We start from the raw sequence: 18248 nt of genomic DNA, 5'->3' as shown, positions 1-18248 counted from the left end.
GCGCATCTCCGTCCCTTTCATCCTGTTCTGCCCGCATTTTAAGTGAGCCAGCACACTTTCGGCCACCGATTGCGCATGCAATTGCGTCGCGGGGGCATGCGACGACGGTCCCCGTGAGTGACACCCATGTGACACAGGGGAACCGAACAGGAACGGAAGGCAACACCGATCATGGCCGGACAGCACGCGCGGCAGGAGCCGCACACCATCCACGCGGGCGGCGAGTGGCGCGCAGCCGTCTCCGGAGCCACCCGCGAAATCCTCGACCCCGCCGACGCACGGCCGTTCGCCGTGGTCGCCGAGGGAGACGAGAAGGACACCGACCTGGCGGTCGACGCCGCCCGCCGGGCGTTCGACTCAGGACAGGGCCCCTGGCCGCTCACTCCCGTCGCCGAACGCGCCGCACTGCTGCGCCGCGTCGCCGATCTTCTCGTACGCGACCGCGAAGAACTCGGCCTCCTGGAGAGCCGGGACGCGGGCAAGACGGTGGAGGAGGGCCGGGTCGACATCGACTGTGTCGCCGACGCCTTCCGCTACTTCGCCGACCTGGTCGCCGGTGAGGCCCCCGGCCGGGTCGTCGACGCCGGCTCGACCGACATCCACAGCGTCGTCGTCCACGAACCCGTCGGCGTGTGCGCGCTGATCACCCCCTGGAACTACCCGCTCCTCCAGGCCAGTTGGAAGATCGCCCCGGCGCTCGCGGCCGGCAACACCTTCGTGGTCAAGCCGAGCGAGATCACCCCGATGACGACCATCGCGCTCATCGAACTGCTCGTCGAGGCCGGCCTGCCGGAAGGCGTGGCCAACATCGTGACCGGACCCGGCCACACCGTCGGCGCCCGGCTCGCCGAGCACCCCGACGTCGACCTGGTCTCCTTCACCGGCGGCCTGGTCAGCGGCACCAAGGTCGCGCAGGCGGCCGCCGTCTCGGTGAAGAAGGTCGCTCTCGAACTCGGCGGCAAGAACCCCAACGTGGTCTTCGCCGACGCCTGCGCCACCACCGAGGGCTTCGACACCGCCGTCGACCAGGCCCTCAACGCCGCCTTCATCCACAGCGGCCAGGTCTGTTCCGCGGGCGGCCGCCTCATCGTCGAGGAGTCCGTCCGGGACCGCTTCGTCGCCGAACTCGCCCGCCGGGCCTCGAAGATCCGCCTCGGCCGCGGCACCGAGGACGGTGTCGAGTGCGGGCCGCTGGTCTCCGAGCAGCAGCGCGCCAAGGTCGAGTCCTACGTCGCCTCCGCGCTCGCCGAGGGCGCGGTGCTGCGCTCCGGCGGACAGCGCCCCGAGCCGTCGCCCGAGCGTCCCGCCGACGGCTACTTCTACGAGCCCACCGTCCTCGACCGCTGCAACCGCGAGATGCGGGTCGTGCGGGAGGAGGTCTTCGGACCGGTCCTCACCGTCGAGACCTTCCGCACCGAGGCCGAGGCGATCGCCCTCGCCAACGACACCGAGTACGGCCTCGCAGGCGCCGTCTGGACCGCCGATGCCGGCCGTGCCCGCCGGGTCGCCGGCCGGCTGCGCCACGGCACCGTCTGGATCAACGACTTCCACCCCTACCTCCCGCAGGCGGAGTGGGGCGGCTTCGGCAAGAGCGGAGTGGGCCGCGAGCTCGGCCCCGCCGGCCTCGCCGAGTACCGCGAGAGCAAGCACGTCTACCAGAACCTCGCGCCGAAGCCGGTCCGCTGGTTCGCGGGCTGAGCCCACTCGCCCCCCTCTCCTCGCCTCAAGACTTCCCTGGAGTACCCCCATGTCCGAGTCCAAACAGGAGTACGACTACGTCGTCATCGGAGGTGGAACAGCAGGCTCCGTCATAGCCTCCCGCCTCACCGAGAACCCCGACGTCACCGTCGCCGTCATCGAGGGCGGCCCCAGCGACGTCGGCAGAGACGACGTCCTCACTCTGCGCCGCTGGATGGGCCTGCTCGGCGGCGAACTCGACTACGACTACCCGACCACCGAGCAGCCGCGCGGCAACTCCCACATCCGGCACAGCCGCGCCCGGGTCCTCGGCGGCTGCTCCTCCCACAACACCCTGATCGCCTTCAAGCCGCTGCCGTCCGACTGGGACGAGTGGGAGGAGGCCGGCGCCAAGGGCTGGGGGGCGGTCCCGATGGAGGCGTACTACGCCCGGCTGAAGAACAACATCGTCCCGGTCGACGAGAAGGACCGGAACGCCATCGCCCGCGACTTCGTCGACGCGGCCCAGAAGGCCCTCGACGTCCCCCGGGTCGAGGGATTCAACAAGAAGCCGTTCGACGACGGCGTCGGCTTCTTCGACCTGGCCTACCACCCGGAGAACAACAAGCGCTCCTCGGCGTCGGTGGCGTATCTGCACCCGGTGATGGACGAGCGGCCCAACCTCACGATCCTGCTGGAGACCTGGGCGTACAAGCTGGAGCTGGACGGCACGCGGGCGGAAGGCGTGCACGTGCGGGCGAAGGACGGCCAGGAGACCCTGATCAGGGCCCGCCGTGAAGTCCTCCTGTGCGCGGGCGCCGTCGACTCGCCCCGTCTGCTGCTCCACTCCGGCATCGGCCCCCGCAAGGACCTCGAAGCCCTCGGCATCCCGGTCGTCCACGACCTGCCCGGCGTCGGCGAGAACCTCCTCGACCACCCCGAGTCGGTCATCGTCTGGGAGACGAACGGCCCGATCCCCGAGAACTCCGCGATGGACTCCGACGCGGGCCTGTTCGTGCGCCGCGACCCCGAGCACGCGGGCCCGGACCTGATGTTCCACTTCTACCAGGTCCCCTTCACCGACAACCCCGAACGTCTCGGCTACGAACGCCCGGCGTACGGCGTCTCGATGACCCCGAACATCCCCAAGCCCAAGAGCCGCGGCCGCCTCTACCTCACGAGCGCGGACCCGGAGGTGAAGCCCGCCCTCGACTTCCGGTACTTCACCGACGAGGACGACTACGACGGCCGCACCCTCGTCGACGGGATCAGGATCGCCCGGGAGATCGCGGCGACCGAACCGCTGGCCGACTGGCTGAAGCGGGAGGTGTGCCCCGGCCCCGACGTCACCGGTGACGAGGAGCTGAGCGAGTACGCCCGCAAGGTCGCGCACACCGTGTACCACCCGGCGGGCACCTGTCGTATGGGTGCCGCCGACGACGAACTGGCCGTGGTGGACCCCGAGTTGAGGATCCGCGGCCTGGACGGCATCCGTATCGCGGACGCGTCCGTGTTTCCGACCATGACCGCCGTGAATCCCATGATCGGGGTGCTCATGGTCGGTGAGAAAGCCGTGGACCTGCTGGGAGGTGGTGCGTGATGAGTACGACCGCGACCGTGGAGAGGCCGCCGACGACGGACCAGGCCGTGTTCTCCGTCGACGGACTGTGGAAGGTGTTCGGCCCCAAGGCGGAGCGCGTCCCCGAGGACGCCGAGCTGTCCGCCCTCGACCCCGCCGACCTGCGTGCGAGGACGGGCTGTACGGCGGCCGTCCGGGACGTGAGCTTCGACGTCCGCAAGGGCGAGGTCTTCGTCGTGATGGGCCTGTCCGGCTCCGGCAAGTCCACGCTGGTGCGCTGTCTGACCCGGCTCATCGAGCCGACGGCGGGCACGATCTGCATCGACGGCGAGGACGTCCGCGCGATGGACAAGTCCCGGCTGCGTGAACTGCGCCGCCACCGGGCCGCGATGGTCTTCCAGCACTTCGGCCTCCTCCCGCACCGCACGGTCCTCGACAACGTGGCCTACGGACTGGAGATCCAGGGCGTCGGCAAGGCGGAGCGCCGGGCGCGGGCCGCCGAGGTCGTCGGCAAGGTCGGCCTGGAGGGCATGGAGCACCGCAAGCCCTCCCAGCTCTCCGGCGGTCAGCAGCAGCGTGTCGGCCTCGCGCGGGCGCTCGCGGTGGACCCGCAGGTCCTCCTCTTCGACGAGCCGTTCAGCGCCCTCGACCCGCTGATCCGGCGGGACATGCAGGAGGAGGTCGTCCGCCTGCACCGCGAGGAGGGCCGCACGATGGTCTTCATCACGCACGACCTGAGCGAGGCGCTGAAGCTCGGCGACCGCATCGCCCTGATGCGCGACGGCAAGGTCGTCCAGCTCGGCACGCCCGAGGAGATCGTCGGCTCCCCGGCCGACGGCTATGTCCGCGAGTTCGTCCGGGACGTACCGCGCGAACACGTCATGACGGTCCGCCGGGCCATGAAGCCGGGCGACTGCGCGGGCCCGACCCACCCGGGCGCGCTGGCCCCGAACGCCGTGGTCGCCGACGCGATCAAGGTTGTCGCCGGCAGTGGCAGGCCGGCCTGCGTGGTGGAGAACGGACGGTGCCTCGGCGTCGTCGACCACGAGCGCCTGCTCGGCGTCGTCGCCGGAACGGAACTCCGCGGAGGGGCGGCCGGAACGGAGCCCCGCAAGGAGGCGGTCTGATGGCTACCGTCACCGCGTCCACGCCCCGCGCCCTGCCCACCGGTCTGCTCAAGCACCGGGCGGTCCACAAGCTCCTGCTCATCGCCCTCGCCGCAGCCGTCCTCGTCCCCCTCGCCAACGCCCAGTGGGCCAGCGGCAGTTGGCCGGCCGCCCTCACCGTCGACCTGACCAAGCCGCTCTCCAGCGCGAGCGACTGGATCATCGACAACCGTGACAGCCACCCGCTGTTCCTCTACTTCTTCGGCTACGTCAGCAACGCGGTCGTGATCTCCGTACACGCCGTGTACGTCGTCCTGCTCGGCGCCGGCTGGGCCGGTGTCACCGTCTTCGGCGCCCTCGTGGCCTGGCGGGTCGCCGGCGTCAGGCTGGCCCTGGGCACGGCGGTGGCCTTCCTCGCCTGCGGTGTGCTCGGCATGTGGGTCCCCACCATGCAGACCCTCGCCCTGATGGTCGTCGCGGTCCTCGCCTCGGTCGTCGTCGGCGTCCTGCTGGGCCTCGCCGCCGGACTGTCCCGCCGGATGGACAAGATCCTGCGCCCGGTCCTGGACACCATGCAGGTCATGCCCGCCTACGCCTACCTCCTCCCGGTGGTCCTGGTCTTCGGCATGGGTGTGCCCGCCGCCGTCCTCGCGACCGTCGTCTACGCCGCCCCGCCCATGGCCCGCCTCACCGCCCTGGGCCTCCAGGGCGCGGACAAGGAGGTCCTGGAGGCGGTCGAGTCGCTCGGCACCACCGCCCGCCAGCGGCTGCTGACCGCCCGTATCCCGCTGGCCCGCAAGGAACTCCTCCTCGGCCTCAACCAGACGATCATGATGGCCCTTTCGATGGCTGTCATCGCGTCCGTGATCGGCGCCGCCGGTCTCGGTGACCGCGTCTACCAGGCGCTCGCCTCGGTCGACGTGGGCGCGGCCCTCGCGGCCGGCATCCCGATCGTGCTGCTGGCCGTCGTCCTCGACCGCGTCACGGGCGCGGCGGGCGACGGCACCGAGGGGCAAGGGCGTGCGGGCTGGGCGTACGCCCTCGCCGGGACCGTCGTCGTGGCGGTCGCCGCGCGGCTGCTGGGCCGTCTCGACTGGCCCGACGCCTGGACCCTGAACATCGCCGAGCCCGTCAACCGGGCCGTCGACTGGATGACGAACCACCTGTACTCCGGTGTTCCCGTCATCGGCGGCACCGCCGACTGGGCCGGCCACTTCACCACCTGGGTCCTCGACCCGGTCCGCAACGGGCTCCAGGGGCTGCCCTGGTGGTCCGTGCTGCTCATCGTCGCCACCCTCGCCTGGCTGATCGGCACCTGGCGCACCGCGCTCACCGCGGTCCTCGCCATGGCCGCGATCGGCGTGCTCGGCGTGTGGACGCCTGCCCTGGACACCTTGTCGCAGGTCCTCGCGGCCGTCGCCGTCACCCTTGTCCTGGGCTTCGCGACCGCCGTCGCGGCGGCCCGCAGCGACCGCGTCGAACGCATGCTCAGGCCCGTCCTGGACGTCTTCCAGACCATGCCGCAGTTCGTCTACCTGATCCCGGTCGTCGCGCTGTTCGGCGTGGGCCGCGCGCCCGCCGCCGCGGCGGCCGTCGTCTATGCGCTGCCCGCCGTCGTCCGCATCACCACGCAGGGCCTGCGCCAGGTCGATCCCGCCGCGATGGAGTCCTCGCGCTCGCTCGGCGCGACCAGCTGGCAGCAGCTGCGGCAGGTCCAACTGCCGCTCGCCCGGCCCGCGTTGCTCCTCGCCGTCAACCAGGGTGTGGTCCTCGTCCTCGCCGTCGTCGTCATCGGCGGCCTGGTCGGCGGAGGCGCGCTCGGCTACGACACCGTCTTCGGCCTCGCCCAGGGCGACCTGGCGACCGGCCTGGTCGCGGGCGCCGCCATCGTCTGCCTCGGCCTGATGCTCGACCGGGTCACGCAGCCGACGGAACGCCGCACGGGGAAGGGAGCCTGACATGCGCGTCCGTACTCTCGCCGTCGCCGGATCCCTGCTGCTGCTCACCGGCTGCGGTGCCGCCGACATGACCAAGCAGGCCTCGCCCTTCGCCAACGCCCAGGGCGCCAAGAGCGTGACCCTGTCCGTGCAGTCCTGGGTCGGCGCACAGGCCAACGTGGCCGTCGCCCAGTACCTCCTGGAGCACAAGCTCGGCTACCGCGTCGACACCGTCCAGGTCGACGAGGTGCCCGCCTGGGACGCCCTCAGCCAGGGCCGGGTCGACGCCATCCTGGAGGACTGGGGCCACCCCGAGCAGGAACAGCGGTACGTCAAGGACAAGAAGACGATCACCGCGGGCGGCGGACTCGGCGTGACCGGCCACATCGGCTGGTACGTCCCGACGTACTTCGCCAAGCAGCACCCGGACGTCACCAACTGGAAGAACCTCAACAAGTACGCCTCGCAGCTCCGTACGGCGGAGAGCGGCGGCAAGGGCCAGTTGATGGACGGGTCCCCGTCCTACGTCACCAACGACAAGGCGCTGGTGAAGAACCTGGACCTGGACTACCAGGTGGTGTTCGCCGGTTCGGAGGCCGCGCAGATCACCCAGATGAAGCAGTTCGCCAAGGAGAAGAAGCCCTTCCTGACCTACTGGTACGCCCCCCAGTGGCTGTTCGAGAAGGTCCCGATGACCGAGGTGAAACTGCCCGCCTACAAGGAGGGCTGCGACGCGGACCCGGCGAAGGTCGCCTGCGCCTATCCGCACACTCCGCTCCAGAAGTACCTCAACACGGACTTCGCCAAGTCCGGGGGCAAGGCGGCGGCCTTCCTGAAGAAGTTCAAGTGGACGACCGAGGACCAGAACCAGGTCTCCCTGATGATCGCCGACCAGAAGCTGACGCCGGAGGAAGCGGCGAAGAAGTGGGTGGACAGCCACCAGTCCACCTGGAAGGCGTGGCTGTCCTGAACCCGCCTAGGTCCGGAGGCTGTCGGCGAGCTCGCGCATCTGCCGGGCCGCCCGGCGCTGGAGCCCCGGCCCGAACGTGACGCGAGTGGCCCCGAGTTCACCGAGTTCGGTGGGCGAGGGGCCCTTGCCGTCCAGTCGTCCGAGCACGTTGAGCGGCCCCTGGATCCCGGACCGCAGCAACGGCAGTACGTGCGCCGGGGCGCCGATCGGATAGACGCAGTCGGCGCCCGCGGCGACGTACAACGCGGCTCGCTCGATGGCCCGTTCGGGGTCGCCGTCGCCGTAGGCGAACGTGTCCACGCGGGCGTTGACGAACAGCAGGTCACCGGCCGCGTACCGCACTTCGGCGAGCCAGTCGGCGTGCTCGCGCGGGTCCTTGAGGACACCCTGGCGTGAGTCCTCCAGGTTGCAGCCCACGGCCCCCGCCTCCAGCAGACGCTCCACCAGCTCCTTCGGCGCGAGCCCGTACCCGCCCTCGACGTCCGCCGACACGGGGACGTCCACGGCCCCGCAGACGCGCGCCACCGCGGCGAACATCTCGTCGGCCGGCGTGGACCCGTCCTCGTGACCGAGGGCGGCCGCGATGCCCGCGCTGGGCGTGGCGAGCGCCGGGAACCCGGCCTCCTCGCACACCCGGGCGCTGAGCGCGTCCCACGGGCCGGGCAGGACGAGCGGATCGCCCGGGAGGCGGCCCCGGTGCAGGGCGCGAAAGACGTCCACCTTGCTCACGGCCGGTACCCCCCGGGCGGAACCCGGCGGGCGACCATCACCCGGTTCCAGTTGTTGATCGCGACGACCAGGCCGATGAGATGGGCGAGTTGCCCGTCGTCGAAGTGCTTGGCGGCGGTGTCGTACACCTCGTCCGGCACGAAGCACTCCGTCAGGACGGTCACCGCCTCCGTCAGCGCGAGCGCGGCCCGCTCCCGCTCGTCGAAGACGCCCTCGGCCTCTTCCCACGCGGCCAGCAGGTCCAGCTGCCGCTCGCTCACCCCGTGCTCGCGCGCGAGGGTCAGATGCATGTCGAGGCAGAACGCGCAGTGGTTGAGCTGCGAGGCCCGGAGGACGACGAGTTCGGCGAGGGCCGCATCGCCGAGCCCCTTCTTCGCGGCGGCGCTGAGCGCGGACAGGGCCCGGCCGACCGCGCGGTCCAGGACGTCCGTACGGCTCACTGGTGCTGCCCCGCCTCGTAGTGGCCCGGGACCATCCGGCACGTCACACCGAACCGGTTCCACGCGTTGATCACCGTGATCGCGGCGATGAGCTGGGCCAGCTCGGCCTCCTCGAAGTGCTTGGCGGCCTGGTCGTACACCTCGTCCGGCACGAAGCCGTCGGTCAGGACGGTGACCGCGTCGGTCAGTTCGAGGGCCGCGACCTCCTTCTCCGTGTAGAAGTGCCGCGACTCCTGCCACGCGCCGAGCTGGATGATCCGCTCGACGCTCTCGCCGGCCGCGAGGGCGTCCTTGGAGTGCATGTCGAGGCAGAACGCGCAGTGGTTGAGCTGTGAGGCGCGGATCTTCACCAGCTCCAGCAGCCTGGGGTCGAGGCCCTGCCGGGCGGCCGTGTCGAGGCGGAGCATCGCCTTGTAGACCTCGGGGGCGTGCTGGGCCCAGGCCAGACGGGCCGGGTGTTCGGGGGCGTAGCGGACGGTTTCCTCTGTGGTCATGCCTCGACCCTAGGAGCCAGGCAGCCCAAGAGTATGGTCCACTTCCATGGCGAAATCGTGGGCCACTTCCGGCATCGACCTGCACCTGGAACCCACCGGCGGGGGAGTCCGGCGGGGCCTCACCGACGCCCTGCGCGAGGCGGTCCGCACCGGCCGCCTCGCACCCGGCACCCGGCTGCCGTCCTCCCGGGCCCTCGCCGCCGACCTGGGCATCGCCCGCAACACCGTCGCCGACGCCTACGCCGACCTGGTCGCCGAGGGCTGGCTCACCGCCCGCCAGGGCTCCGGCACGCACGTGTCCGACCGCACGGTCGTGGCGCCCGCCGGGGCCGCCGCACCCCGCCCCCGCACCCCCGGGCGCCCCACCCACAACCTCGTCCCCGGCACCCCCGACCTCGCCTCCTTCCCGCGCGCCCAGTGGCTCAAGGCCGCCCGCCGCGCCCTCGCCACCGCCCCCTACCAGGCCCTCGACTACGGCGATCCGCGCGGCCGGGTCGAACTGCGCACCGCCCTCTCCGCGTACCTCGCCCGCGCCCGCGGGGTGCGCGCCGACCCCGAACGCATCGTGGTCTGCGCCGGTTTCTCGCACGGCCTGCGCCTGCTCGGCGCGGTGCTGCGGGCCCGGGGCGCCCGCACGGTCGCCGTGGAGTCCTACGGCCTCGACGTGCACTGGAACCTGCTGGCGGCCGCCGGTCTGCGGACCGTGCCGCTGCCCTTCGACGAACGCGGCACGGACCCACGGGAGTTGACCGACCAGGACGCGGTGCTGCTCACCCCCGCCCACCAGTTCCCGATGGGCGCCACCCTGCACCGCGACCGCCGTTCGGCCGTCGTCGAGTGGGCCCGCCGCACCGGCGGACTGGTCGTCGAGGACGACTACGACGGCGAATTCCGCTACGACCGCCAGCCGGTCGGCGCCCTCCAGGGCCTGGACCCCGATCACGTCGTCCACGCGGGCACGGCCAGCAAGTCCCTCGCCCCCGGCCTGCGACTGGGCTGGCTGGTACTGCCACCCGGCCTCATGGAGGAGGTGCTGGCGGCCAAGGGCGGCATCGACGCCTGCGGGTCCCTCGACCAGCTGACCCTCGCCGAGTTCCTGAACTCCGGCGCCTACGACCGTCATGTGCGCGCCGCCCGGCTGCGGTACCGGCGCCGCCGCGACGCCCTCGTCGCCGAGCTCGCGCGCCGGGCCCCACGGGTCCACGCCACCGGGATCGCGGCCGGTCTGCACGTGGTGCTGCGCCTCCCGCCGGGCAGCGAGCAGTCGGTGCTGCGGGCGGCGGCCTGGCAGGGCCTGGCGGTCCACGGCCTGCACCGCTACCAGCACCCCGAGGCCGTCGTCGAGGAGCGCGAGGCGCTCGTCGTGGGCTACGGGACACCGCCGGACCACGCCTGGGCGGGTGCGCTGGAGGCGCTGTGCGCGGTGCTGCCCGAATAACGCGGCCACTTGCACGCGCGCTTCCCACACGAACTCCACGCCCGCCCGCTCGCACGCGGCCCGCAGGAAGCGTTCGGTGTCCACCTGGCGCAGGCTGGTGAAGGGCGGCGGGCCCGGCCTTCAGCGGATAGGTGCGGGAGTACACCTCGCGCTCCCGATACACGGTCCGCCGGGTCCGCCAGGTCTGTCCGTACGCGGTGATCTCGCAGGCCAGCCATGGCTCGCCCTGTCGGGCTGTACCGGCAGTAGCCCGAGTAACCCTTACGGAATTCGGGACTGCGATTGCGGAGCGGAATGTGCCGGGGCCTCCCCGAACCTGGCCAGCGCCAACGCCCCCGCGACGGCCACCGCGAAACCCAGCACCGCCACCCACGCCAGCCCCTCCCGGGTACGGTCCCCGAGCCACACCACTCCCACCAGCGCGGGCCCGATCGTCTCGCCGATCACCATCCCCGCGGTCGCCGTGGTCACCGACCCCCGCTGCAGCGCTGAGGTCAGCGACAGAAAGGCCGCGCCACCGCCGACGAGGAGCGCGTACGTCGCCGGATTGGCCACCAGAGCCGACGGCGCGAGCGAGTCGATCAGCCGCACCGCCACCTCGACCACCCCGAACCCGAGACCGGCCCCCAGTCCGAGCGCCAACGCCCGCCCGCGGTCCGGCAGTCGCCCGCCCAGCAGCGCAAGCGCCAGCACCGCCAGTGATGTTGCGAGCATCGCGTACTTCAAGGCCGCAGGGCCGCCCCGGTCGCCCTCCGTCCCGGACGCGATCCCCAGCAGCGCCATCCCCGCGCACACCACCCCGACCGCGCCCCACTCACTCCCGCTCAGCCGAACCCGCAGCAGCCGCGCCGACACCACCGCGGTCACCGCGAGACTCGACGCGAGCGCCGCGCCGACCGCGTAGATCGGGACCGACCGCAACGCGGCGATCTGCAACAGGAACCCCAGCCCGTCGAGGGCCAGCCCCGCCAGATACCGCCACTGCCGCACCGCCCGCAGGAACAGCGTCACCGCGAACGCCGTCCCCTCGCCGTCACCGCCGCCCGTGTCCGCCGCCCGTGCCGCCATCGCCTGCAGCACGGTGGCCGTCCCGAAGCAGACCGCGGCACCGAGAGCACACACCATTCCAAAGAGCACGAAGTGACCTTAGGGGAGGTGGTGGGCGATGGGCGCAGGCGGGCTGGCTGAGGCAGGTCGGGGAATCGGGTCGAGGGATCCGCACTGGGGGAGTGGGGGTGGCCCGTGTCCCACGCCGCGTCCTCCCACGACCGTCGAAAAGGCGTTGTCGCGCCCCGCCCGACCGCGTTACGGTCAGCGCACTCTGACGCACACGCTCTCTTGAACCATCGCCGCAGAACGGGAGCAGGTCCGCGCACAGCGCGCGGCACCACGGAGGGGCGGCACCGGATCCGGCCGACCGGCGGATCCCGTATGCCCTCCGGAGGACTCTCCCATGAACATCGGCCTCGGCCTCCCCATCGACGACCCCGCCCAGCTGCTCACCTGGGCCCGGCGCGCCGACGCGAGCCCCTTCCGCACCCTCGGCCTGCTCGACCGCCTCGTCTACGACAACCCCGAGCCCCTCATCACCCTCGCGACCCTCGCCGGCGCCACCTCCCGCATCCGCATCCAGACCGAGGTGCTGATCGCACCCCTGCACACCACCGCGCTGCTCGCCAAGCAGACCGCGACCCTCGACCGCCTCTCCGGTGGCCGCTTCACGCTCGGCATCGGTGTCGGAGGCCGCGAGGACGACTGTCTGGCCGCCGGCATCGACCTCCACCGCCGAGGCCGCCGCCTCGACGAACAGCTGACCCGGCTGCGCCGCGCCTGGTCCGGCGAGCCGTACGGAGAGGGCGTCGGTCCCATCGGCCCCGCCCCCACCACCCCGGGCGGTCCCGAGGTCCTGTTCGGCGGGTTCGCCCCCGCCGCCCTCGAACGCGTCGGCCGCTTCGGCGACGGCTTCCTCGGCGCCGCCCTGCCGCCCACCTTCATGTCCAAGCTGTTCCGCGACGCCGAAACGGCCTGGCACAAGCACGACCGACCCGGACGCCCCCGCCTGGTCGCCCAGGCGAACGTCGCTCTCGGCCCGGACAGCACCCTGGACCGGGCCCGCCGCAACCTCCGTGACTACTACGCCTTCAGCGGCCACGTCGAGTACATGGAGGCCGGCCTGCTCACCACAGCCCAGCAGATCCGAGAGACCGCCGACGCCTACTTCGGCATCGGTGCCGACGAGGTGATGCTCTACTGCTGGGCCTCGGACGCCGACCAGATCGACCGTCTGGCCGACGCGCTGTTCTGACGTCCACCCCCCGCCACGGCTTCGAGGCCGGAACCCGCCACCCGCGACTCGGCCTCGAAGCCGCCGCTCGCACGTCGCTCGCATGGTGGACGCCGCACAGGTGCCCTTCGACGTGCCCGGTAGGCTGACCGACAGGCCGTGACTGGCGCGCTGGGATGGGACGGACCATCAGGGAGCGGCCTGTGAGTGACCAAGTGCCGTGCGCCTGGGCCGAACCGTGATCCGTGACCGCTTCAAGCCACGCAGCCCGGAGGCCGCCATGTCAGAACAGCAGCCCCTGTCCACCGAGTCCACGGCCTTCCGCGCCGCCCTCGACGTGATCCGCGCCGTCGAGCCGCGCGTCGCCGACGCCATCGGCCAGGAGGTCCACGACCAGCGCGAGATGCTCAAGCTGATCGCCTCCGAGAACTACGCCTCCCCGGCCACCCTCCTCGCGATGGGCAACTGGTTCAGCGACAAGTACGCCGAGGGCACCGTCGGCCGCCGCTTCTACGCCGGCTGCCGCAACGTCGACACCGTCGAGTCCCTGGCCGCCGAGCACGCCAAGGAACTCTTCGGCGCCCGCCACGCCTACGTCCAGCCGCACTCCGGCATCGACGCCAACCTCGTCGCCTTCTGGTCCGTCCTCGCCCAGCGCGTCGAGGTCCCCGCCCTGGAGAAGGCCGGCGTCCGCCAGGTCAACGACCTCTCCGACGCCGACTGGGCCGAGCTGCGCCAGGCCTTCGGCAACCAGCGCATGCTCGGCATGTCCCTGGACGCCGGCGGCCACCTCACCCACGGCTTCCGCCCCAACATCTCCGGCAAGATGTTCGACCAGCGCTCCTACGGCACCGACCCCGCCACCGGCCTCGTCGACTACGACGCCCTGCGCGTCTCGGCCCGCGAGTTCAAGCCGCTGATCATCGTCGCCGGCTACTCCGCGTACCCCCGACTGGTGAATTTCCGGATCATGCGCGAGATCGCCGACGAGGTCGGCGCCACGCTCATGGTCGACATGGCCCACTTCGCCGGTCTCGTCGCGGGCAAGGTCCTCACCGGCGACTTCGACCCGGTCCCGCACGCCCAGATCGTCACCACCACCACCCACAAGTCACTGCGTGGCCCGCGCGGCGGCATGGTGCTGTGCGACGACTCCCTCAAGGACCAGGTCGACCGCGGCTGCCCGATGGTCCTCGGGGGCCCCCTCCCGCACGTCATGGCCGCCAAGGCCGTCGCCCTCGCCGAGGCCCGGCAGCCCTCCTTCCAGGACTACGCCCAGCGGATCGTCGACAACTCCCGCGCCCTGGCGGAGGGCTTGATGCGTCGCGGCGCCACCCTGGTCACCGGCGGCACCGACAACCACCTCAACCTGATCGACGTGACCTCCTCCTACGGCCTCACCGGCCGCCAGGCCGAGGCCGCCCTGCTCGAGTCGGGCATCGTCACCAACCGCAACGCCATCCCGGCCGACCCGAACGGCGCCTGGTACACCTCCGGCATCCGCATCGGCACCCCCGCCCTGACCACCCGCGGCCTCGGCACCGCCGAGATGGACGAGGTCGCCGGCCTCATCGACCGCGTCCTCACCACCACGGAACCCGGCACCACCAGCAAGGGCGCCCCCTCCAAGGCCCAGCACATCCTCGACCCGAAGGTCGCGGACGAGATCTCCCACCGGGCCACCGACCTCGTGGCCGGCTTCCCGCTGTACCCGGAGATCGACCTCGGCTGAGGCTGACACACGTCCTCTCTTGAGTTGTCAAAGACCGGTGACTCCTAGAGATCGATGAGTTCCTGTCGTGGCTCGTCCCGCGGCGGTCCGGCCCCTGGCCCGGCCGCCGCGCGGCGTATCAGCCGCGTGCCGCCTGCTCCCGCCGCGAATCCCACGACGAGCCCCGGCACCGCCCACCACACCCCGTGCTCCGGGCCCGTCGAACCCTTGGAGCCCTTCGCCCGCCTCTCCCCGGCACCGCCCGCAAGGCCCGCCCGGTCCAGCCGGTCGAACACCGCCCGGGGCGCCCGGTGCCAGCGGATGTCGTCGTCCTCCCGCTCCGGCGCCGGATCCGAGCGCACCCACGGAGTGCCGTCCTGGGCCAGGAACAGCTGGTCCTGCCGCGCCACCGCCACATCCCCGCCCGGCGCCGAATCCGTCCGGGGCCAGCCCCCCACCCCCGTCAGCCCCCACACCACGGTGAACCGCACCGGCGGGTACCGGCCCTCCTCCCAGGCGTCCGAGACCCGCTCCGTGCCCGTGTACGTCGGTTGCAGCAGCTGCCACAGGCGGGAGAAGTACGGCTCGTCGGCACGCACGGCCCGCGTCCGGCCCGAGCCGCCGGTCACGACCACCGCAAGGTCGGGCCTGTCCAGGCTCGCCTCCCGCGTCCGCGGTGTCGCCGCGTCGGCCGCAGGCGCCGCGAGCACGGTCATCACCGCCATCGCCGCCACCGGTGCGAGCACCGCGAACACCCTGCACGTCCCCGGCCGAAGTCTTGCGAGTGTGCTCCGCACTGCCATCCCCCTCGATCGAATCAGCCTCGCTTCCTCAAGCTCGCGAGCACGTCCTTTCGTCACACCGTCACCGCGAGCAACGCCGTCAACCGGCCCGACCCCGCTGCCGGTTCACGACAGCGGCCCCTCCGCCCGCTCGTGCTCCTCTTCATGCCGCCCCCATGCCAGACGATCCCTGTGCGACCCGTCCGCGAGCCGCGTGTCACTTCTGGTACACCGGTCGGCCCGGCGGGGTTCCCACCCCCTGCGCACTAATCCGAGGACTTCTCGGCGCCCTCGCGCCCCGGCTCGGCGAGGGACGCCGCGATCTCCACAGCCCGCGCCTTCGATGCGATCCCCTCAAGACGCAGGGTCACTTCCGGCATGTCCAGGAGGCCCGACCCGTGCATCCACAGCAGCGTCGGCCCGGCGGTCCGCTGCTCGCGGGTGTAGTGGGAGCCGGCCGCGTCCACCAGCCAGAAGCTCAGCAGGTGGGGCCGCGGAAACCACAGAGCCGTGTCATTGACCGCCCCGAGGCCCGAGGAGTCCCCGTCCGCGGAGTCCCCGTCCGCGGAGTCCCCGTCCGCGGAGTCCCCGCCCGAGGAGTCCCGGGGCAGCGAGAGCCACTCAGGCTGCTCCCGCACACTCTTGGTGAAGCCGATGTCCAGCCGGGCCGGGTACTCGTCCAGCCGGACGATGCGCCCCCGCTCACGCCAGCACAGGCTCACCAGAGACCGCGCCCGCGGCACGGCCGCCACCGTCACCGCGTCCGGAGCGCCGAGCGCCGCCGGCACCAGCGGCTCGAACCCCGCCCGCCGCTCGGCCTGCGCCAGTGACAGCGAGCGCCCGCAACCGGGCACCTCGGCTCCCGGCGAGGGCACCGCCGACGGGTCGTACCGCACCTCGACCCCACCGAAGTCGAACCAGTCCAGCACCGCCGCCCGCACCGGAGGCGTGAGCGCGAGGATCGTCAGCAGCCCGCACAGGGTCGCGGTCAGCGAACGCCACCGCGCCCGCGCCCACCGCCGCACCGCCCGCAGCCGCTCACCGGGACCCGGCGCCTGGGCCACCGGGACCGGCAGCCGCTCGGCGAGTATCTGCTCCAGCACCCGCTCCACCATCGACTCGGGCCCGCCCGCTCCAGGCGCGTCCAGCGAACGCCCGAGCGCCCGCAGCTCCTCGGGCAGCCGGGACGCACGCTCCCGCGCGCTGTCGCCGGCGACCTCACCGCCGTAGGACTCACTCACGCTCATCACCCCCTTCCCGAGGCTCGACATCAGGCAGCAGCTTGCCGAGCTTGCGCAGCGCGCGGTTCAGCCGGGACTTCACCGTCCCCCGGGGCCACCCCAGGGCCTCGGCCGTCTCGGACTCGTCCATCTCCAGCAGATAGCGGTAGGTGACGACCAGGCGGTGCTCCTCGCTCAGCCTCTCCAGCGCGGACTCCAGGGCGGCGCGGCGCTCTATCTCCACAGCCGCGACCGCGGGGTCGGCCGATTCCGGTATCAGCGGCTCGGCCTCCGCGAAGGCCGCCTCGCGGCCGGCGAGTGTGCGCTGGCGCGCCGCCGCGCGCACTGTGTTCCTCGTCTCATTGGCCACGATCGACATGAACCACGGCTTGAACGCCGAGCCCTCCCTGAAGCGGCCCAGCGAGCAGTACGCCTTGACGAAGGCCTGCTGCACCACGTCCTCCGCGTCCGCACCCGCCCCGAGCGCCGCGGCCGCCCGCAGTGCCAGGCCCGTATGCGCCCGCACCAGCTCCGCGTACGCCTCCGGGTCTCCGGCGCGTACGCGTGCGATCACCGCGGCCTCATCGACGATGCGGCCCCCCTCCCGCGTCCTCACACGATGGGTACACCGCCCGGACCGAATCGGTTCCCACCCGTGGCACATCTGTTTCCGACTGGTTCCGGATCGGCCCCCGGTACCTGAGAGAATGGTGGGCATGGCCTCTGATCGACCCCGTGTGCTCTCCGGAATCCAGCCCACCGCAGGCTCGTTCCACCTCGGCAACTACCTCGGCGCCGTCCGCCAGTGGGTGGCCCTGCAGGAGTCCCACGACGCGTTCTACATGGTCGTCGACCTGCACGCGATCACGGTTCCGCAGGACCCGAAGGAGCTGACGGCCAACACCCGCCTGGCCGCGGCCCAGCTCCTCGCCGCCGGCCTCGACCCCGAGCGCTGCACGCTCTTCGTCCAGAGCCACGTCCCCGAGCACGCCCAGCTCGCCTGGGTCATGAACTGCCTCACCGGCTTCGGCGAGGCCTCCCGCATGACCCAGTTCAAGGACAAGTCCGCCCGGCAGGGCGCCGACAGCGCGAGCGTCGGCCTGTTCACGTACCCGATCCTCCAGGTCGCGGACATCCTGCTCTACCAGGCCAACGAGGTCCCGGTGGGCGAGGACCAGCGCCAGCACGTCGAGCTGACCCGCGACCTCGCCACGCGCTTCAATGGCCGCTTCGGCGAGACCTTCACGATCCCGAAGCCGTACATCCTCAAGGAGACGGCGAAGATCTACGACCTCCAGGACCCGTCGATCAAGATGAGCAAGTCGGCGTCCACGCCGAAGGGCCTCATCAACCTCCTCGACGAGCCGAAGGCCACCGCCAAGAAGGTCAAGAGCGCGGTCACGGACACCGACACCGTCATCCGCTACGACGTCGAGAACAAGCCGGGCGTCAGCAACCTGCTCACCATCTACTCGACCCTGACCGGTACCGGCATCCCCGAGCTGGAGCAGCAGTACGAGGGCAAGCTCTACGGCGCGCTCAAGACGGACCTCGCCGAGGTCGTCGTCGAGTTCGTGACGCCGTTCCGGGAGCGCACCCAGCAGTACCTGGACGACCCGGAGACGCTGGACTCGCTCCTGGCCAAGGGCGCGGAGAAGGCCCGCGCGGTCGCCGCGGAGACCCTCTCCCAGACGTACGAGAAGGTCGGCTTCCTGCCCGCCAAACACTGATCGCCGTCCCAGCCCGTCGGCACCGGCCGCCGGGCACCGGGCGTACCACCGCACACCAGCACCACCGGGCAGAGCGCTGCACATCACTATGCCTGCGCCTGCCCACAGCACAGCCGTGGCCGTACAGTCGATAGCCGGACGGCTGGGAACG

16 protein-coding genes and 1 riboswitch are annotated in these 18248 nt (G+C 71.8%); of the genes, 9 read left to right on the top strand and 7 right to left on the bottom strand.

Annotation, left to right across the window (positions count from 1 at the left end):
* Positions 1–171 precede the first annotated feature (171 nt).
* The 5 genes from D1369_RS15470 to D1369_RS15450 are packed head-to-tail and all read left to right on the top strand — an operon-like array spanning position 172 to position 7269.
* A complete protein-coding gene (locus D1369_RS15470) occupies positions 172–1698 on the top strand; it encodes an aldehyde dehydrogenase family protein (RefSeq protein ID WP_007384200.1) in 1527 nt (508 codons plus the stop codon).
* 49 nt (positions 1699–1747) lie between these two features.
* On the top strand, positions 1748–3277 hold the full coding sequence (locus D1369_RS15465) for a GMC oxidoreductase (protein WP_007384201.1): 1530 nt from the start codon (positions 1748–1750) through the stop codon (positions 3275–3277).
* Complete coding sequence (locus tag D1369_RS15460) at positions 3277–4383, top strand: glycine betaine/L-proline ABC transporter ATP-binding protein (protein ID WP_037901208.1); 1107 nt, start codon at positions 3277–3279, stop codon at positions 4381–4383. The genes D1369_RS15465 and D1369_RS15460 overlap by 1 nt, the downstream gene beginning before the upstream one ends.
* Complete coding sequence (locus D1369_RS15455) at positions 4383–6320, top strand: ABC transporter permease subunit (RefSeq protein WP_007384203.1); 1938 nt, start codon at positions 4383–4385, stop codon at positions 6318–6320. Before D1369_RS15460 ends, D1369_RS15455 begins: the two co-directional genes overlap by 1 nt.
* A 1-nt stretch (position 6321) precedes the next feature.
* On the top strand, positions 6322–7269 hold the full coding sequence (locus tag D1369_RS15450) for an ABC transporter substrate-binding protein (protein WP_007384204.1): 948 nt from the start codon (positions 6322–6324) through the stop codon (positions 7267–7269).
* A gap of 6 nt (positions 7270–7275) precedes the next feature.
* On the opposite strand, the gene D1369_RS15445 is transcribed toward D1369_RS15450, so the two are convergent.
* The 3 genes from D1369_RS15445 to D1369_RS15435 are packed head-to-tail and all read right to left on the bottom strand — an operon-like array spanning position 7276 to position 8932.
* Positions 7276–7998, bottom strand: a complete 723-nt coding sequence (locus D1369_RS15445; RefSeq protein WP_007384205.1) for an isocitrate lyase/phosphoenolpyruvate mutase family protein — start codon at positions 7996–7998, stop codon at positions 7276–7278.
* Positions 7995–8438, bottom strand: coding sequence for a carboxymuconolactone decarboxylase family protein (locus D1369_RS15440; RefSeq protein ID WP_037901210.1), 444 nt, complete (start codon positions 8436–8438; stop codon positions 7995–7997). The genes D1369_RS15445 and D1369_RS15440 overlap by 4 nt, the downstream gene beginning before the upstream one ends.
* Entirely contained in the window at positions 8435–8932 is a 498-nt protein-coding gene (locus D1369_RS15435) for a carboxymuconolactone decarboxylase family protein (RefSeq protein ID WP_007384207.1), read from the bottom strand. Before D1369_RS15435 ends, D1369_RS15440 begins: the two co-directional genes overlap by 4 nt.
* A gap of 46 nt (positions 8933–8978) precedes the next feature.
* Between D1369_RS15435 and D1369_RS15430 the strand changes: the two genes are divergently transcribed.
* Positions 8979–10370: a PLP-dependent aminotransferase family protein gene (locus tag D1369_RS15430; RefSeq protein WP_118082487.1), complete on the top strand. Its 1392-nt coding sequence runs from the start codon at positions 8979–8981 to the stop codon at positions 10368–10370.
* Positions 10371–10631: 261 nt separating this feature from the next.
* Here the strand turns inward: D1369_RS15430 and D1369_RS15425 are convergent, their stop codons facing one another.
* Positions 10632–11495, bottom strand: a complete 864-nt coding sequence (locus tag D1369_RS15425; RefSeq protein WP_007384209.1) for a hypothetical protein — start codon at positions 11493–11495, stop codon at positions 10632–10634.
* 328 nt (positions 11496–11823) lie between these two features.
* Here D1369_RS15425 and D1369_RS15420 point away from each other — a divergent pair, with 328 nt between their 5' ends.
* On the top strand, positions 11824–12675 hold the full coding sequence (locus D1369_RS15420) for an LLM class flavin-dependent oxidoreductase (RefSeq protein WP_007384210.1): 852 nt from the start codon (positions 11824–11826) through the stop codon (positions 12673–12675).
* Positions 12676–12803: 128 nt separating this feature from the next.
* A riboswitch (ZMP/ZTP riboswitch) is annotated at positions 12804–12893 on the top strand.
* A 41-nt stretch (positions 12894–12934) separates the two neighbouring features.
* Positions 12935–14386, top strand: coding sequence for a glycine hydroxymethyltransferase (locus D1369_RS15415; RefSeq protein WP_007384211.1), 1452 nt, complete (start codon positions 12935–12937; stop codon positions 14384–14386).
* Between the two features lie 44 nt (positions 14387–14430).
* Here the strand turns inward: D1369_RS15415 and D1369_RS15410 are convergent, their stop codons facing one another.
* The 3 genes from D1369_RS15410 to D1369_RS15400 form a co-directional block, all read right to left on the bottom strand.
* A complete protein-coding gene (locus D1369_RS15410; RefSeq protein ID WP_106433525.1) occupies positions 14431–15120 on the bottom strand; it encodes a hypothetical protein in 690 nt (229 codons plus the stop codon).
* A gap of 293 nt (positions 15121–15413) precedes the next feature.
* Positions 15414–16394: a hypothetical protein gene (locus tag D1369_RS15405; RefSeq protein WP_202477070.1), complete on the bottom strand. Its 981-nt coding sequence runs from the start codon at positions 16392–16394 to the stop codon at positions 15414–15416.
* Positions 16381–16941, bottom strand: a complete 561-nt coding sequence (locus tag D1369_RS15400) for an RNA polymerase sigma factor (RefSeq protein WP_037901212.1) — start codon at positions 16939–16941, stop codon at positions 16381–16383. Before D1369_RS15400 ends, D1369_RS15405 begins: the two co-directional genes overlap by 14 nt.
* Positions 16942–17083: 142 nt before the next feature.
* Between D1369_RS15400 and trpS the strand changes: the two genes are divergently transcribed.
* Positions 17084–18097 (top strand): tryptophan--tRNA ligase, encoded by a 1014-nt coding sequence (trpS, locus tag D1369_RS15395; RefSeq protein ID WP_007384215.1) that lies wholly within the window; start codon positions 17084–17086, stop codon positions 18095–18097.
* Positions 18098–18248: the final 151 nt, after the last annotated feature.

Origin of the sequence: Streptomyces sp. CC0208 (genome assembly GCF_003443735.1) — a bacterium.
Lineage (GTDB): Bacteria > Actinomycetota > Actinomycetes > Streptomycetales > Streptomycetaceae > Streptomyces > Streptomyces sviceus.
Note: the sequence above shows the minus strand (reverse complement) of the source record. Positions and strands in the feature narration are given on the sequence as shown.

Coding starts and splice junctions, on each gene's coding strand:
- D1369_RS15470 (WP_007384200.1), top strand. CDS start 172: ATGGCCGGACAGCACGCGCGGCAGGAGCCGCACACCATCCACGCGGGC.
- D1369_RS15465 (WP_007384201.1), top strand. CDS start 1,748: ATGTCCGAGTCCAAACAGGAGTACGACTACGTCGTCATCGGAGGTGGA.
- D1369_RS15460 (WP_037901208.1), top strand. CDS start 3,277: ATGAGTACGACCGCGACCGTGGAGAGGCCGCCGACGACGGACCAGGCC.
- D1369_RS15455 (WP_007384203.1), top strand. CDS start 4,383: ATGGCTACCGTCACCGCGTCCACGCCCCGCGCCCTGCCCACCGGTCTG.
- D1369_RS15450 (WP_007384204.1), top strand. CDS start 6,322: ATGCGCGTCCGTACTCTCGCCGTCGCCGGATCCCTGCTGCTGCTCACC.
- D1369_RS15435 (WP_007384207.1), bottom strand. CDS start 8,932: ATGACCACAGAGGAAACCGTCCGCTACGCCCCCGAACACCCGGCCCGT.
- D1369_RS15430 (WP_118082487.1), top strand. CDS start 8,979: ATGGCGAAATCGTGGGCCACTTCCGGCATCGACCTGCACCTGGAACCC.
- D1369_RS15425 (WP_007384209.1), bottom strand. CDS start 11,495: ATGGTGTGTGCTCTCGGTGCCGCGGTCTGCTTCGGGACGGCCACCGTG.
- D1369_RS15420 (WP_007384210.1), top strand. CDS start 11,824: ATGAACATCGGCCTCGGCCTCCCCATCGACGACCCCGCCCAGCTGCTC.
- D1369_RS15415 (WP_007384211.1), top strand. CDS start 12,935: ATGTCAGAACAGCAGCCCCTGTCCACCGAGTCCACGGCCTTCCGCGCC.
- D1369_RS15405 (WP_202477070.1), bottom strand. CDS start 16,394: ATGAGCGTGAGTGAGTCCTACGGCGGTGAGGTCGCCGGCGACAGCGCG.
- trpS (WP_007384215.1), top strand. CDS start 17,084: ATGGCCTCTGATCGACCCCGTGTGCTCTCCGGAATCCAGCCCACCGCA.